This is a genomic window from Rhizobium sp. WSM4643, assembly GCF_025152745.1.
Classification (GTDB): Bacteria; Pseudomonadota; Alphaproteobacteria; order Rhizobiales; family Rhizobiaceae; genus Rhizobium; species Rhizobium leguminosarum_I.
Window position 1 is genome coordinate 2,559,002 of record NZ_CP104040.1, and the last position, 14,791, is coordinate 2,573,792.

13 protein-coding genes and 1 pseudogene are annotated in these 14,791 nt (G+C 59.8%); 5 read left to right on the forward strand and 9 right to left on the reverse strand.

What is annotated here, in order from left to right; all coding sequences use genetic code 11:
• Window position 1 precedes the first annotated feature (1 nt).
• The 3 genes from N1937_RS12935 to N1937_RS12945 form a co-directional block, all read right to left on the reverse strand.
• Complete coding sequence (locus N1937_RS12935) at window positions 2-922, reverse strand: ornithine cyclodeaminase family protein (protein WP_222294768.1); 921 nt, start codon at window positions 920-922, stop codon at window positions 2-4.
• Between the two features lie 96 nt (window positions 923-1,018).
• The gene (locus tag N1937_RS12940; RefSeq protein ID WP_222294769.1) at window positions 1,019-1,525 is read right to left on the reverse strand and encodes a GNAT family N-acetyltransferase; all 507 of its coding nucleotides are present in this window, start codon (window positions 1,523-1,525) and stop codon (window positions 1,019-1,021) included.
• 134 nt (window positions 1,526-1,659) lie between these two features.
• On the reverse strand, window positions 1,660-2,016 hold the full coding sequence (locus N1937_RS12945) for a hypothetical protein (protein ID WP_170262363.1): 357 nt from the start codon (window positions 2,014-2,016) through the stop codon (window positions 1,660-1,662).
• Window positions 2,017-2,304: 288 nt separating this feature from the next.
• On the opposite strand from N1937_RS12945, the gene N1937_RS12950 reads away from it, so the two are divergent.
• Together N1937_RS12950 and N1937_RS12955 are read left to right on the forward strand one after the other, a co-directional pair.
• On the forward strand, window positions 2,305-3,708 hold the full coding sequence (locus tag N1937_RS12950; protein WP_260056321.1) for a pyridoxal phosphate-dependent decarboxylase family protein: 1,404 nt from the start codon (window positions 2,305-2,307) through the stop codon (window positions 3,706-3,708).
• 77 nt (window positions 3,709-3,785) lie between these two features.
• Window positions 3,786-4,106, forward strand: coding sequence for a low molecular weight protein tyrosine phosphatase family protein (locus N1937_RS12955; RefSeq protein WP_260056322.1), 321 nt, complete (start codon window positions 3,786-3,788; stop codon window positions 4,104-4,106).
• Window positions 4,107-4,379: 273 nt separating this feature from the next.
• On the opposite strand, the gene N1937_RS12960 is transcribed toward N1937_RS12955, so the two are convergent.
• Window positions 4,380-4,958, reverse strand: a complete 579-nt coding sequence (locus N1937_RS12960; RefSeq protein WP_260056323.1) for a hypothetical protein — start codon at window positions 4,956-4,958, stop codon at window positions 4,380-4,382.
• Window positions 4,959-5,260: 302 nt separating this feature from the next.
• Between N1937_RS12960 and N1937_RS12965 the strand changes: the two are divergent.
• Window positions 5,261-6,046 (forward strand): annotated as a pseudogene (locus N1937_RS12965) (class I SAM-dependent methyltransferase).
• A 192-nt stretch (window positions 6,047-6,238) separates the two neighbouring features.
• Here the strand turns inward: N1937_RS12965 and N1937_RS12970 are convergent.
• The 4 genes from N1937_RS12970 to N1937_RS12985 form a co-directional block, all read right to left on the reverse strand.
• Complete coding sequence (locus tag N1937_RS12970) at window positions 6,239-6,661, reverse strand: TIGR02594 family protein (RefSeq protein WP_170255150.1); 423 nt, start codon at window positions 6,659-6,661, stop codon at window positions 6,239-6,241.
• Window positions 6,662-6,663: 2 nt separating this feature from the next.
• Window positions 6,664-6,996, reverse strand: coding sequence for a hypothetical protein (locus tag N1937_RS12975; RefSeq protein ID WP_260056324.1), 333 nt, complete (start codon window positions 6,994-6,996; stop codon window positions 6,664-6,666).
• Between the two features lie 171 nt (window positions 6,997-7,167).
• Window positions 7,168-8,343 carry an MFS transporter gene (locus N1937_RS12980; RefSeq protein WP_260056325.1) on the reverse strand — a complete coding sequence of 392 codons (1,176 nt, stop codon included), beginning with the start codon at window positions 8,341-8,343 and terminating at the stop codon, window positions 7,168-7,170.
• Between the two features lie 344 nt (window positions 8,344-8,687).
• Window positions 8,688-9,587 carry a LysR family transcriptional regulator gene (locus N1937_RS12985; protein WP_260056326.1) on the reverse strand — a complete coding sequence of 300 codons (900 nt, stop codon included), beginning with the start codon at window positions 9,585-9,587 and terminating at the stop codon, window positions 8,688-8,690.
• A gap of 191 nt (window positions 9,588-9,778) precedes the next feature.
• On the opposite strand from N1937_RS12985, the gene N1937_RS12990 reads away from it, so the two are divergent.
• Entirely contained in the window at window positions 9,779-11,095 is a 1,317-nt protein-coding gene (locus tag N1937_RS12990) for an MFS transporter (RefSeq protein WP_260056327.1), read from the forward strand.
• 126 nt (window positions 11,096-11,221) lie between these two features.
• On the opposite strand, the gene tyrS is transcribed toward N1937_RS12990, so the two are convergent.
• On the reverse strand, window positions 11,222-12,499 hold the full coding sequence (tyrS, locus tag N1937_RS12995; RefSeq protein ID WP_441005648.1) for a tyrosine--tRNA ligase: 1,278 nt from the start codon (window positions 12,497-12,499) through the stop codon (window positions 11,222-11,224).
• Window positions 12,500-12,830: 331 nt separating this feature from the next.
• Here tyrS and N1937_RS13000 point away from each other — a divergent pair, with 331 nt between their 5' ends.
• Window positions 12,831-14,732 (forward strand): potassium transporter Kup, encoded by a 1,902-nt coding sequence (locus N1937_RS13000; RefSeq protein WP_260058951.1) that lies wholly within the window; start codon window positions 12,831-12,833, stop codon window positions 14,730-14,732.
• Window positions 14,733-14,791 lie beyond the last annotated feature (59 nt).

Sequence of the window (14,791 nt, forward strand, 5' to 3'; positions counted from 1 at the left end):
CTCACAGCATATCGAGGATTGCCGAGGCGACGACGACTTCGGTTCCAGCCAGGCCGACGGAGCAAAACAAGGTCGTATCGCCAGGCGATCCTCGCCCCACCACTTTCCCGGCCATGATATCGGCAAGGTCGGCCATGCGGTCTTCATTGCCGGAGCCGGCCAGGAAAAAGGGCGAAGCATAGGCGCGCGTCTGTTCGGGAGAGTCCGTTGCGATCACGGCTGCGGCATCGGCGATATCCAGGCCGAGTTCGTATCCCTCACGCGTTTTCGGGCCGACGGTGCTGACGTGCACGCCGGGCTTCAAATCCCTGGCATGAATGACGGGCAATCGGCTCGTCGTCGCACAGATGACAATGTCGGCATCATTGACGGCTTCAGAGGCGCTGCCGGCAGGCTCCACCTCAATACCCAAGGCGTGCTGCATCTCAGTTGCAAAGGCGGCGCGATTCCTCTCGTCGCGGCTATAGACGCGGGCGCGGTTCAGTTTTCGAACGGCGGCCGCTGCGGCAAGCTGGGTTCGTGCTTGCGCTCCGCTTCCAAGGATCCCGACGATCCTGGCATCAGGCGCGCTGAGATGCCGAATGGCAAGACCGCCGACCGCACCGGTTCTGAGGTTGCCGAGACGCTCTCCGAGAATAATGCCCTTCAGCCTGGCGTCGTCGGCCGACCACACCGCGACGATCTGCGAATGCTCCGCCCCGTCGAATGTTTCATAGACCCGGAAGCCCGCGAGCGGTTTGTCGCCGAGGATGCCGCCGACGGTGAAGACGAGATCACCTCGATCGGGAAACGAGACATGGTGCCGGGGCGGAGAGATCAGTCGATCGCCGGCTCTCGCGAGAAAAGCGGTCTCGAGCGCATCGATCGCGACCGCCATCAGCGTGCTGCCGACCAGATCCTCGTCTTTCAGAATTTTCGTCACGGCCAAACCTCCAGCCCATGCCGGCATGCTGCAATCCCAACCCCGCTTGAGGTCAATAGGTCAGACGAACGGATACGGGCTGATATTCGGTGGGAGTTAACCGACTAGACGGCGAGCCATCATGACGTCGTCGATCTCCCTGCCCTCTTCCAGAACCCCGCCGGGAATCCGGCCGATCTCTGAGAAGCCTTGCCGCTGATAGAAGCGTATTGCCGCCGGGTTCTCCGCGCTGACGAAGAGTTCGAGCTGCAGGATGCCGAGATCGCGCGCATGATCGGCCACCGCGCTGAGCAGCTTGCCCGCAAGGCCCGTTCCGCGCAGGCTCCTTCTGACGTAAACCATGATGATCGTCGCGCGATGGGCCATTTTGCTCGATCGTTGCCGAAGCAGGCCCGTTATGCCAACGGGTTCGCCATCCTGAAAGGCGATGAAAACCGGCTCAGTCAAGCGATTGCGCCACTCCTCGAGAGAAAGAGCCGCCCAGTCTTCGTAGCGGCTTGCAAAGAGGGACGGTTCGGCGCGAAGCGCTTCCAGGCGGATACGCCGGAAGGCCTCCACTTCGTCTGCCTGGATATGTCTGATCGTCGTGCCGCTTCCATCCATCGGGACCTCCTGCAAGATGAGAGGTACTCTCAATACAGATGGCCGCAGCCGTCAACCGGTGTCAGCAAGTCTCGTCCTTCGGCCTATGCTTAGAGTTATGAGATCGAATAGAAATCCATCATCTCAAGCGCCGATCACTGCGCCGGACTGCCGAGCCGGCCGCCCTTCCGGACGACCGGTTCATTGCTCGGGCCGACCACCGATTGATCGGTCGGCCTCGCAGCCGGTTCGCCGGTTGGCCCGACCACCGGTTCACGGGCTGGCCCGTCGACCGGTTGGCCAGTGGATCGGACGACCAAGGGATCGACTGGTTGGACGGCGGCAACTGGCTCATCAGTTGGTTCGGCCACCGATTGATCGGTCGGCTTGTCGATCTTGAACCGCACAACTTCGCCGATGGTGAAGACAAGAACTATCCCGACCAACGTGCATGTCAGCGCGTAGAGAAGGAAATATTTCAGTGCATATCCCTCGCTGTTTGGCAGCACCAACTTGACAATGGTGCAAATGATATTTCCGCATTATTGAACGATACTTGCGACGAAGGCAATCATTTTTCAACAAGAGCCCCAAATTTTGAAAAATGGACAGCACTGAATAAGGTAATTATTGTATATAGTTAGCAAGCCTCTCCCCGATGCTCAAATTGTCTTGAGGGTCTGGCAAGGACGAGGAACAGCCAGGGGCAAAGACAGCGTCGGCGATATGGGCTAGCATGGCGCCAGCAGCCTGCTTTTTGAGGGCGGTCCTTTAGGATCGGCGGCGGCAGGGGGATCCGCATGTCGGCAATCGCATCTCTGTTTCAGGAGGCCGCCCGCCTTGCCGCCGCGTTCCGGCAGGCAGCGCCCGCCCGCCATATGCCCACCCATGACTACGCAGCCTCGCTTGCCTGTTTCGACGAGCCGCTGCCGGCGGCCGGTTCCGATATGCTTGATGTCATCAGGCGCCTCTCGGATGGCGCAGAACCTGGGCTGCATGCAACCACAGGGCCGCGCTTTTTCGGCTGGGTCATCGGCGGCTCCCATCCGGTCGGCGTCGCCGCCGATTTCCTCACCAGCGCCTGGGGCCAGAATGCCGGAAACCATGTCGTCGCACCGGCCGCGGCGGCTGTCGAGACCGTCGCGGCGAGATGGCTTCTCGATCTCCTGAAGCTGCCGGCGGAAAGCTCGGTCGGCTTCGTCACCGGAGCGACGGTGGCGAACTTCACCTGCCTTGCCGCCGCACGCGGCGAGGTGCTGCGCCAGGTGGGCTGGGATGCCGATGCAAAGGGCCTGTTCGGTGCGCCTGAGATTACCGTGCTCATCGGCGACGACGCCCACACCACCGTCTTCTCCGCGCTTCAGTTCCTTGGCCTCGGGCATGATCGCGTGCTGCGCCTGCCCACCGACGTGTTGGGCCGGATCGACCCGACGGCATTCCTGGGGGCGCTCGATTCCGTCGCCGGTCCCTTGATCGCCGTTCTTCAAGCTGGGCAAATCAATACCGGCGCTTTCGACGACTTTGGCAAGATCATCCCGCCGCTGAAGGCGAAAGACGCCTGGGTGCACGTTGATGGCGCCTTTGGCCTGTGGGCGCAGGCTTCAGCGAAGACCAGCCACCTTAGCCGCGGCATCGAAGCGGCCGACAACTGGGCGACCGACGGCCACAAGTGGCTACAGACGCCCTATGATTGCGGCTATGCGATCGTCCGCAACGAGCTCGCCCATCGCCGCGCCATGACGATCGCCGCGAGCTATCTGCCGCTCGCCGGCGAAGGGGAACGCGATCCCTCACACTACGTGCCCGAGCTTTCGAGAAGGGCGCGCGGCTTTGCCACTTGGGCGATGCTGAAACATCTCGGCCGTGACGGCATCGCCACCCTCATCGACCAGTGCTGCGCCTCAGCGCGGCTGATGGCCGATCTCCTGTCGCAGCAACCGGGCATCGCCATTCTGAACGACGTCGCGCTGAACCAACTCGTCATCCGCTTCGGCGCCGACCTGCCCTCCGAAGAAGGCGACACATTGACCCGAAAGACGATCGAAAAGATCCAGGCGGACGGCATGATCTTCGCCAGCGGCGCCAAATGGCGCGGCCGCGACGTGCTCCGCCTCTCCGTCACCAATTTCCAAACGACGTCAGATGAGGCGCAACGCGCCGCAGAAAGCATCATCGCTGCGTTCAAGAGCGTCAGCCGGGGGTGACACACCAACTCCCTTGGTTCGCCCGGGCGCGGAATTGTGCTATCGCGGGGCTCGCTCACTCCAAGAGAGATCGAAACGTGAAAAACGTCCTGTTCGTCTGCAGTCAGAACAAGCTTCGCAGCCCGACGGCCGAACAGGTCTTCGCGAGCTGGCCTGATATCGAAGTCTCCTCGGCAGGCACCAACAACGATGCCGAAAACCCGCTGTCGACAGAACTGATCGAATGGGCTGATATCGTCTTCGTCATGGAGAAGGCACACCGTGCGAAAGTCCAGGGCAAGTACAGGTCAGCTCTCAAGGACAAGCGGTTGATCTGCCTTCATATTCCTGATGACTACGATTTCATGGATCCTTCGCTCGTTCGGCTGTTGAAGGCGAAGGTACCTCGGCATCTCTAGGTTCGACGGTCTCGATCCGAGTCATCTTGGCGACGTCCTTCCCAATTTCGGCAACGAACCTTCCGTTTACGCTGCCCATGACCTTATATTTCTGCCATCAGCGGCAGATGCCGGCAGAAAGGCAGGAACCGAGCGCGATGCCAAAATGCCCTGAAGAAAGTCATCAGAGCACCTATTGTCGGTCGAATCGTCCACTTCGACTACCGCAAACCACTGCTTTGAGGTGGTGCCAACTGCCTTCATCAAACAGCCCGTCCCTTTATCATCGATTTCTCATGCCTCGCGATTAGAGAGAACGTGGCTTCTGATCATGTGAATCGAGATATTCAGCAATTTCACCCCGACGCGTCCCCGCCCATTCCCATGACCAAATACATCTGCAAGTAAATGATCATAAGCTTCCAGTAGAGAGAGCCACAATTCGTCACTACCCACCTCTTGCTTCAGCTCTTCACCTTTCTGAAGGGCCTCCCAATATTCCATGACAAGATAAACGATCTTAGGATCACGCTCCGCCAGTTCAACCAATTGCCGCAACATCGCGGCAGTTCCCTGTTCAAAGCGCGTTTCACCGGACGCTTTGTCGCGATACGGGAGATCGACCAAAAGTTCTTCGTCGGGCGCAACCTCATAATGGGCCAATTTTTCTGGTGCGCATTCGGGCGGCACATATATTGCGAAGCAGTTGTCTTGATTGTCGTTGAGCTTGAGAAACGCGTCGCGCATAAAACTTGGCAGTTTCTCCACTTCTTCGGGCGCGATTTCTTGCAGCCGGGCGAACCAGGCTCGGAAGTCTCGACTGTGCCACAAAACTTTCAATTCGCTCTGCTGTTCATGTGAAAGAGCAGTCACAATCCTTTCCTCCATTTCTCCACGTGGCTCAAACTTGCATTACTCCGCGCCTGGGAAAAGAGCTATGTCGAGGCGCATCACCGCCTTCGCCGGCCGTGAGCGCTCCGAAGTGTAAAGGCCTCGCTTCCGTCGTTGACGCGGACGCGGCAATGGATGCTCAATCCGACGTTCTGTACCGGGCGATTAGCGTTCCCGAATGTCCAGGCAGGCAGCATTGCCTGCCTCCTTTTCGCCCGTCTTCCCATTGCCATAGGCTGCGGTTATAGCTCCCCGCCCATCCCGATCGAGCAAGGAGGAAAGCCATGAACGCCAATGATGTCGCCGCCCATTGGGAGAGCAATGCCGAGACCTGGACGATCTATAGCCGCGCCGGCTATGACAAATATCGCGACGCGCTGAACACCCCGGCCTTTCTTGACATGCTGCCGCCGGTGGCGGGCCTTGCTGGGCTCGACCTTGGTTGCGGCGAAGGTTCCAATACCCGTGCCGTCGCCCGCCTCGGCGCCCGCATGACCGGTCTCGACATCGCCCCGACCTTCATTCGCTATGCCCGCGAGACCGAGACGCAAGCGCCGCTCGGCATCGACTACGTGCTCGGCGACGGCCAGAGCATCGATTTCCCGGAAGCGAGCTTCGACTTCGTCACCGCCTTCATGTCGATGATGGACATGGCCGACTAGCGCCAAGCGCTGAAGGGCATCCACCGCGTCCTGAAGCCGGGCGGCTTCCTGCAATTTTCGATCCTGCATCCCTGTTTCGTGCCGCCGACGCGCCGCAATATTCGCAATGAGGCCGGCCAGCCTGTCGCGGTTGAGATCGCCGATTATTTCGACGAGCGCGACGGCCGGATTGATCGCTGGATTTTCTCCTCCATACCGCAAGCGGAACGGGCGACGCTGACGCCGTTTGCCATTCCGCGTTTTCACCGGACGCTGTCGACCTGGGTGTCGATGATCGTCGAAGCGGGACTGACGATCGAAGCTTTCGGCGAGCCCATGGCGTCAGTCGAGGTGGCGCTCGCCGAGCCAATGGTTGCCGATACCCGCATCGCGCCGATCTTCCTCCACGTCAGGGCGCGCAAGGCCTGAAACCCACTTGTCCAGGAAAGCCCGAAACATCAGCTGCAAAAACTGCCTGCCTCTTTTATGAAAGTTACCCCTTTAAAACCTCTCAGCCAACGATAAGATATTGAATTCAATTCTCTTTTTCTGACAAGAGGTTTTCAAGGAGTGATACTTCGCCTTTTTCGGAAGCGATGCCTGCTCACGTTCCTTACGGCATCATCGTCGCACCGCGACGACCGAACTGGCACGATATCTGGACAGTTGGACCCGGTTGGATTGGTTGCCGCCGAACAAGTAGACGTACTGCCGGCCCGGGTCGATGTGATCGAACAGGCTCACATGAAAGCGCCGGCCGGTGCGGATCACCACGACATCCCCTCGCCTGGCGGAGCGGACGCCGACCGGTTGGCCGAACGTCCTCCAGGACGCTGCCATGTTGGGGTTGGGCGGCGGCTGTCGCGAAGATCGCTTGGCGACAAAGGCTAGAAATGCGCCGCACCACGATACCCGGCGCGGATTGATGCCGAGGAAGGAGATGGAGCGTTCATGCATGCTTTTGTATCGGGATGCCGTGCCGAGCATGTCCGCCTCACAGGGCACGGCAAGCGCCGTGAGGACGATGACGAGAATAACCTTCATAGTTACCCACCATTGTTTGTATAATGTTGAAAATCCGAAATGTGGCGAAGAATAAAACAGGCGGGGCAACGTAGATGCGAATTATGGCGTGAATTAGAAACAACTGATACTGGCATTTTGGCGGCAGAAATTTGTCCGAAGCGAGGCGCAGGAACGCCGCCTGTGAGCCTCACCTTGCGGCAGAAGGCGACGATCGAAAAACCCGCAAACATATGTTTTGCAAGCACGAAAGGCTGGAACTTCACCATCCGAACCAGTTTCATTCCGAGGAGATCGACCGCGCCCGCAAGTACTTGAACGACAAGACCATTCGTCCAGAGTCGACGGTTGGGCATGACCTTGGCTCGTCACCTATATGAGCTATATTTCAGGAGATCATTTGTAATACTTCGACGCGATGGGAAATACATTGCGCCTCGCTCCATTCACCAGCAAAGGCCGGTGGTCGCGCTCTGCCGGTTTCGAACATGCACGACCTTGGATCGCCGACGGGCGGCGCAAGCGTCTCAACCCTGCGGTTGCACCGGTTCGGGATGCCCTGTGACCGGCGCGGAAGCAGCGGCAAGCGCCTTGGTGACCAGGAGTGCGGCACCGATAACCGGGACAACCATCCAGTACGAAAAGCGGATGCCGAAATGTTCGGCAACAAGGCCGAGCAGCGGCGGCCCTGCGAAAAACACGAGAAACGTCGTCTGCGCCAGCGCCGCTACATTAACCGGTGCGGGGCGATCCGTGCGCCGGGCCGCAGCCGAGATGGCAAGCGGATAGACCGAAGAGCAGCCGATACCCGTCAGGCCGAAGCCAGCGAGCGCAACAACAGGGTGTGTCGCCGTCGCAACCATGACGAGACCGATGGCCGCGATCCCAAGGAGAGTGATTGCGACCGGCCGCGGATTGAAGCGGTCGATGACAGGGTCCATGCCGAGCCGCCCGATGGCGATGAACGAGGAGAAAATGGTCACGCTGAGCCCGCCGACGAAGGGTTCGACCGCAAATACGTCGCGCATATAGATCGCCGACCAATCGACGCTTGCGCCTTCGGCGAGAAGCGGAGCTGCGGCGACAAGGCAAAGGGGGAGCAGTTCGATCGTCGGAAAAGCGATGATCGGAGTATCTCCGAGGTGAGCGTCCTGCCGCCGAGGCGCATTCTCGATCCCGGAGAAAACGATCGACCCGGCAATCAAGACGGTCACGAGGGTGATGAAGCTATGCAGTTCGACGGAGACGGCAGCCTGCCGCAAGCCGGCGGCAACAAGGGCGGTGATGCAGAAGCCGAGGCTCCACATGCCGTGAGCCCGGCTCATGATGCGGTACCCAAGCCGCGCCTCGTGGCGATCGGTTTCGATATTGGCGTTGATCTCGAATGCTCCGGTGAAAACGCCGGCAATGAAGAACAATGGCACCGCTAGAAGAGCTGATGGCATCCAGGGGATCAGCGCCAAAAACAGCGACGCACCGAAGACGGTGACGAAGGCCATCGTGCGCGCACCGAACCTCTCGATGAAGCTCACCGAGAACGTCAAGCCGCAGAGAACCCCGGAGGACAGGACGGCGAGCAGAAGGCCAAGCTCCCCTTCGGTCAGGCTGAACTTGAGCTGAAGGTCGGGCAGCCGCGAAACAAACGCCCCCAGGGAAAGGGCCACGGCAAACTGAATGAAGAAAATGCGATGGTGCGGCTTCATCTCGGGGACTCTGCTCCGATTGGGGCGGGATTGAAGCCCAGGCATCCGACGGCATAGCTAAACAGTCCGACGAAATGGCGACTGGCTCGGACACCCGCGATCTCGGAATTATCGACCACCATTGCTGACAGCCTCTGTCAGCAATGGTTCAGCCGCCGGTAATTTCACAGTGGTTGGCAGCCGCTCACGACTGATGTCCGCTTATTGGCGCCATCAGCGATCATCATTCGGCGCTGCCGAGCAGTAATTCTCGCTCCCTGCATCACCGGGAAGCTGCACTGAACAAGATCGCTGATCACATCTGCGGAATGGGAACGAAGCGCTTGCTTTGGCGGGCCACGCACTCAGTTCATTGAGTGGAAGGTCTCAAAAATCAGCGCCCTCAGCCAGCGATGCACGGGATCTGCGTCCATGCGGGGGTGCCACGCCTGCACGATGTTGAAACCCGACACGGGCACGGGCAGGTCAAAGGTTTCGATATGGCTTATCGCGGCGGACTTGCAATATGACTTCGGAATCGAGCCGATCAAGTCGGATGCTGCCGCGACGGCTATCACCGCCGGAAAGCTTGGCACGATCAGTCTGACATCACGGACATGGCCCAATTCGGCGAGCGCCCTGTCGATCGGACCGGCAAAATCCGCTTGCGTCGAGAAGAGCACATGGCCCCAGGCAGCATAACGCTCCGCCGTTATCCGATCTGCATCGAAGATCGGGTGCCCTAGCCTTGCGAGACCGACATACCGATCCTCGAAAAGGGTTTGGCAACGCAATTCCCCGCTGTCTCGCGGGAGGACACCGATGTCCAAATCTATGGCTGCGTCCCTCAATGCCTGAACGTCTTTGTTCGATCTCGGCGCAAAGCGAAGCCTTATCCCCGGGGCAGCGTTCGTCACGGCGGCGCTGAGACCCGCGGCGTAGAGAAGCACGAATGCCTCATTGGCACGGATGGTGAAATGGCGGCGCACCTCCCGGATCTCCACGGTCGACGGCGGACTAAGCACGGCTTGCACAGCTTCTTTCAACAAATGTACCTCGGCGCCAATCGCCAGGGCATGGGGCGTCGCAACCATGCCGCGCCCGGCCGGAACAAGGATCGGATCACCCAGCGCAGTCCTCAACCGTGACAGCGTCCGGCTCATGGCGGACGTGCTGAGGCCAAGCCGACGAGCGGCGGCCGATACGCTCTGCTCGCGCAGCAACGCATCCAGTGCCACCAAGAGGTTGAGATCGAGATCAGACATGGCTGAAATCTATTCAGGCATGGCGCAATACGCAACGGTCAATTGATTTCGTTGCGCCTGGCGCGGGCAATCAGCAGAGCCTAAGTAGTCGACCTTCCACCAAACATCGAGGAGTTCTCATGTCCCTCACCTACGCCGCACCAGTTTCTCAAGACGGCCTGACGTCGCCTCGACGCTACCTGGCTATTGCCATGTTGCTTCTTACGCTTGTTCTTGTCGTTTTGGACGGAGCTATTGCCAATGTCGCCTTACCCTCGATTGCGGTCTCGCTGCAGGCGGAGGCGGGTAGCACCGTATGGGTCGTCTCGGCCTATCAGCTGGCCGTGCTCGTCGCCATTCTACCATGTGGTGCGCTGGGTGAAATCTACGGCGCGCGGCGGGTCTTCCTGATCGGCGTCGCGCTGTTCACCGCGGCTTCCGCGGCCTGCGCCTTCGCGGGCGACCTTCCCTTGCTGATCCTTGCTCGTTTCGCGCAGGGCTTGGGAGGTGGCGCGATCATGGCGCTTGCCATGATGAACCTGCGCTCGGCGGTGCCGCAGCATATGCTGGGTCCGATCATCGGCATCAATGCCATGGTCATCGCCATTTCTTCCGCTGCCGGCCCCGGCATTGCCGGCGCCATTCTTTCCGTTACGACCTGGCCCTGGCTGTTTGCAGTCAATATACCACTCGGCGCCATCGTTCTGCTCGGCGGCGGTCAGCTCGGGCAAATTCAGGGCGCGAAGCGAAAGCTGAACGCGAAGGCGATGCTGGCCAACACTCTGATGTTCATCCTATTCTTCTGCGGCGCCGACCGGATAGCGATCGCGCCGATAAGCGGTGCCGTCCTCATTATCGCCTCGCTAGCCTGCCTTTTCGTCCTGCTGCGCCTTGAACGGAACAGTGACGCACCAATCGTTCCCACGGACCTGCTGGCGGAACCGGCATTCCGCGTCGCGGTTATCGCCTCGGTATCCTGTTTCTGCGGCCAGATGCTGAGCTACATCGCGCTGCCCTTTTACCTTCAACACACGCTGCACATGACGCCGGTTCTGGCCGGTCTATACATGATGCCCTGGCCTGCTGCGACTGCGATCATCGCGCCCATTTCCGGACGTTTGGCAAACCGCGTCAAGACGGCATGGCTTTGCGCCATCGGCGGCGCGCTGCTCGCCCTGGGCCTCCTGGTGGTCGGATTCACCCCGCCCGACCCGAGAGGTATCGCGTTTCTCGTCGGCACCGTGATCGCCGGCCTCGGTTTCGGACTGTTCCAAACGCCGAACAACCGAATTCTCCTTCTATCGGCGCCGAAAGCCAGAAGCGGCGCCGCCGGCGCCATGCAAGGCACCGCGCGGCTTCTCGGCCAAACCCTGGGTGGGATCTGCATGTCGATCATCTTCGCAACATTGCCGTTGTCGAGCGCGCTCGAATTTGCGATCGTCACTGCAGGCGGCTGCGCGGCAATAGCGAGCCTGGTCAGCCTGAGCCGGGCTCGCTACGAAGTGGCGAGACAGCCTGGAGCGACTTGAACAGGCGGCTCGTGGTCGTTCGGGTGAAAGAGGGCGCTGCCGCACACGCTGCCACATCAAACTTGTATCAATGGGGAGCGCGACAGGTGGTCGAATTTGCCCGCTCCCCGAATTGAACACGCCACGCTAGGCCGGCTGAAGGAGGATGTGTCGCTTCCTGCCGACTGACAGCCGGATCACGCCGTCCTGGACGTCGGAGTCGCCAAGCCGCGTTGTCTCGTCTTTCACGCTGCCGCCGTTCACCCGCACACCGCCGCCGACGATCAATCGACGTGCTTCGCTTTTCGACCTGGCGAGCCCGGCAACGACCATAGCGTCGACCAACGGAAAATCACCGCGAAGGCTATCCGGGAGATTGATTGTCGGAAGACCCGTCGGCACCTCGCCTGCTTCGAAGGTGCGCCGGGAGGTTTCGGAAGCTTGCGCTGCCGCATCTGCCCCGTGGCACAGGCTCGTGATCTGGTCGGCAAGGATCTTTTTCGCTTCGTTGATCTCGGAATCCCGAAGCACTTCGAGGCGTGCAATTTCACTTAAGGGCAACTCAGTGAACAGCCTGAGAAAACGACCCACGTCGACATCTGCCGCATTTCTCCAGAATTGCCAGAACTCATAAGGCGACAACCGATCGGCGTTCAGCCAAACCGCGCCCGAAACGCTCTTGCCCATCTTCGCACCCGACGACGTCGTCAGCAGCGGGGCAGTCAATCCAAACAGCGCTCGCCCGCCAATCCGCCGTCCAAATTCGACGCCGCTGACGATATTGCCCCACTGGTCGGAGCCACCCAGTTGAAGCAGGCAGCCGCGGCTTTCCGCGAGGACATGGAAGTCGTAAGCCTGCATGACCATGTAGTTGAATTCCAGCAATGACAGCGATTGCTCTCGTTCCAACCGTTGGCGCACGCTCTCCGATGTGAGCATCCGATTGACTGAAAAATGCGGTCCGATATCGCGCAGGAAATCGAGATAGTTGAGCCCGCCCAACCAGTCGGCATTATTGACCATGACAGCATCGGTCGGGCCGTCCCCGAACGCGAGGAAGCGCTCGAAGACCCTCCGGATGCCGATCAAGTTTTTCATGATCTGCTCTTGGCTGAGAAAAGGACGCGACGTGTCGCGGAAACTCGGATCGCCCAGGCGGCTTGTCGCACCGCCGAGCAAAGCGATGGGTTTGTTACCCGTCTTCTGGAACCACCGCAGCATCATGATCGGAATGAGATGGCCGACATGCAAGCTGTCGGCGGTGAGATCGAAGCCGCTATAGGCCGTGCCGGCTCCTGAACAAAGCCAGCTGTCGAGCGCTTCCAAGTCGGTGCATTGATGCAGGAAGCCGCGCTCGCTCAGAGTGCGAAGAAAGTCGGATCTGGGTCCGGTGGGCTGAGAGGATGGTGTCACGAGGGTCTCCATTTGAGCCGATGAGGCCGGAGACCATCTGTTGACACACGTGCCGCCGACCGTGCGGCGTCTCGAGTGTCAGGAATATGACCTTGCGCCGCTCTATGGGAGCAGCGTGTAATAGAAGCTCGATAGGTTCAGGGTGCAGGTCATGCATCCATATTTACCATGCGACAGCGCAATCACAAGGGGATATGAATTGACGAGGCTGAACGGATCGCAACGACGGCCTCCGATCCCCGCATCAGCCCCTCGCAAAAAATCGCACCCGCATCAATTTGCTTGCCGTTCTGCAATGCGGCATATGTTTGTGCTCATAGGCAAGTCGCATGAGCGGGGTACGATGACGTCGACGCATATGGATAAGACGGGGGATGGCGTCGGCCGGAAGGGCTTTGTCGGGCTGGTCATCGGCGCGGTCGGCGTTGTCTATGGCGATATCGGCACCAGCCCGCTCTATGCCTTCCGCGAGGCGCTCCGGCCCTTTGCCGCCGATGGCGTGCATGAGGCAGAGGTCATCGGCCTGATTTCGCTGATGGTCTGGACGCTGACGATCATCGTGACCTTCAAATATGTGCTCTTCCTTCTCAGGGCAGACAATGACGGCGAAGGCGGCACGCTTTCACTTCTCGCCCTCCTGATGAAGAAAATGGGACGAAACGTGCCGGTGCTCTTCTTCGCCGGCCTGATCGGCGCCGCCCTGTTCATCGGCGATGCGATGATCACGCCTGCTTTATCGGTCATGTCGGCGCTCGAAGGCCTGAAATTGATCACGCCCGCCTTTGCCGAATACGTCCCGCCTTTGTCGGCGGCGATCATGATTATTCTCTTTGCCGTCCAATCGAGGGGAACGGCCGCCGTCTCAATGTTTTTCGGGCCGATAACAGTGTTGTGGTTTCTGTCCATGGCGGCGGGTGGCCTGCTCCATATCGGTGACGACTGGCGGATTCTGGGCGCGCTCAATCCGGTCAATGCATTCCTGTTCCTCACCCATGCCGGCCTTGTCGGCCTCATCGTGCTCGGCGCCGTCTTTCTGACGGTGACGGGTGCGGAGGCGCTCTATGCCGATCTCGGGCATTTCGGGCGCCGCCCGATCCAGATGGCATGGTTCGTTCTGGTCTTTCCGGCACTGCTCTTGAACTATCTCGGCCAGGGCGCACTGGTTCTCGCCCATCCGGAGGCCGCCATCAATCCGTTCTTTCTGATGTATCCTGACTGGGCCTTGCTGCCGATAGTTCTCCTGGCGACGATGGCAACGATCATCGCCAGCCAAGCTGTGATAACAGGCGCATTTTCGCTGGCCCGCCAGGCCGTTCACCTCGGCTTCCTGCCGAGGCTCAGGATCAAGTTCACCTCGGAGACCAACACTGGCCAGATCTATGTGCCGAGCGTCAATCTTCTCCTTCTGATCGGCGTGCTGATGCTGATCTTTTCTTTCGGCGATTCCGAGTCGCTGGCGACGGCCTACGGTATCTCGGTGACCGGCGCCATGGTGATCACGACGATGCTGGCCTTCCAGTTTCTCCGAGCCGCCTGGGAATACTCCCTTGTCCTTGCCGCAGGCGCACTGCTGCCGCTATTCATCATCGAAGTGGTATTCCTGGCGGCCAATCTGTTGAAAATTCACGATGGCGGCTGGGTTCCGGTCGCCCTTGCCTTGGCAATCATGATCCTGATGTGGACATGGACCCGAGGCCAAGCCTATCTGAAGAGACTGCGGGCCAACAATGAGATCCCGCTCGATTCCTTCATCAGGTCGATCGAGCGAAAGTCGGACCATTCGCCGGTCACCGTTCCTGGAACGGCAGTGTTCCTGACCAGCGTTCCGGACCGGACACCGAATGTCCTGCTCCACAATCTCAAGCACAACCACGTGCTCCACGAACAGAATGTTATTCTGACCGTCTGGACCGAGGACGAACCTTATGTTTCCAACAGCCGCCGCATCAAGATCAGCCAGCTCTCGCCGCGCTTTGTGCGCCTCGACATCACTTTTGGCTTCATGGACGACCCCGATGTCACCAGGGCATTGGCTCTATGCCGCGAGGGCGGCTTCAAGTTCGAGATCATGAGAACCTCCTTTTATCTCGGCCGCCGGAACCTCGTCAGGACGCCGAACACCGGGCTGCCCGGCTGGCAGGAGCGCATATTCATGGCGCTGGAGGGCTTGGCGATCGATCCCTCCGATTATTTCAATCTGCCGTCCAACCGCGTCGTCGAACTCGGCGAGCAGATCGCCATTTAGGGCAGGACGCCGCGCGGCCTCGTCGTCCGGACCGCGCTTGTGTCAGCCTCGATATCGCA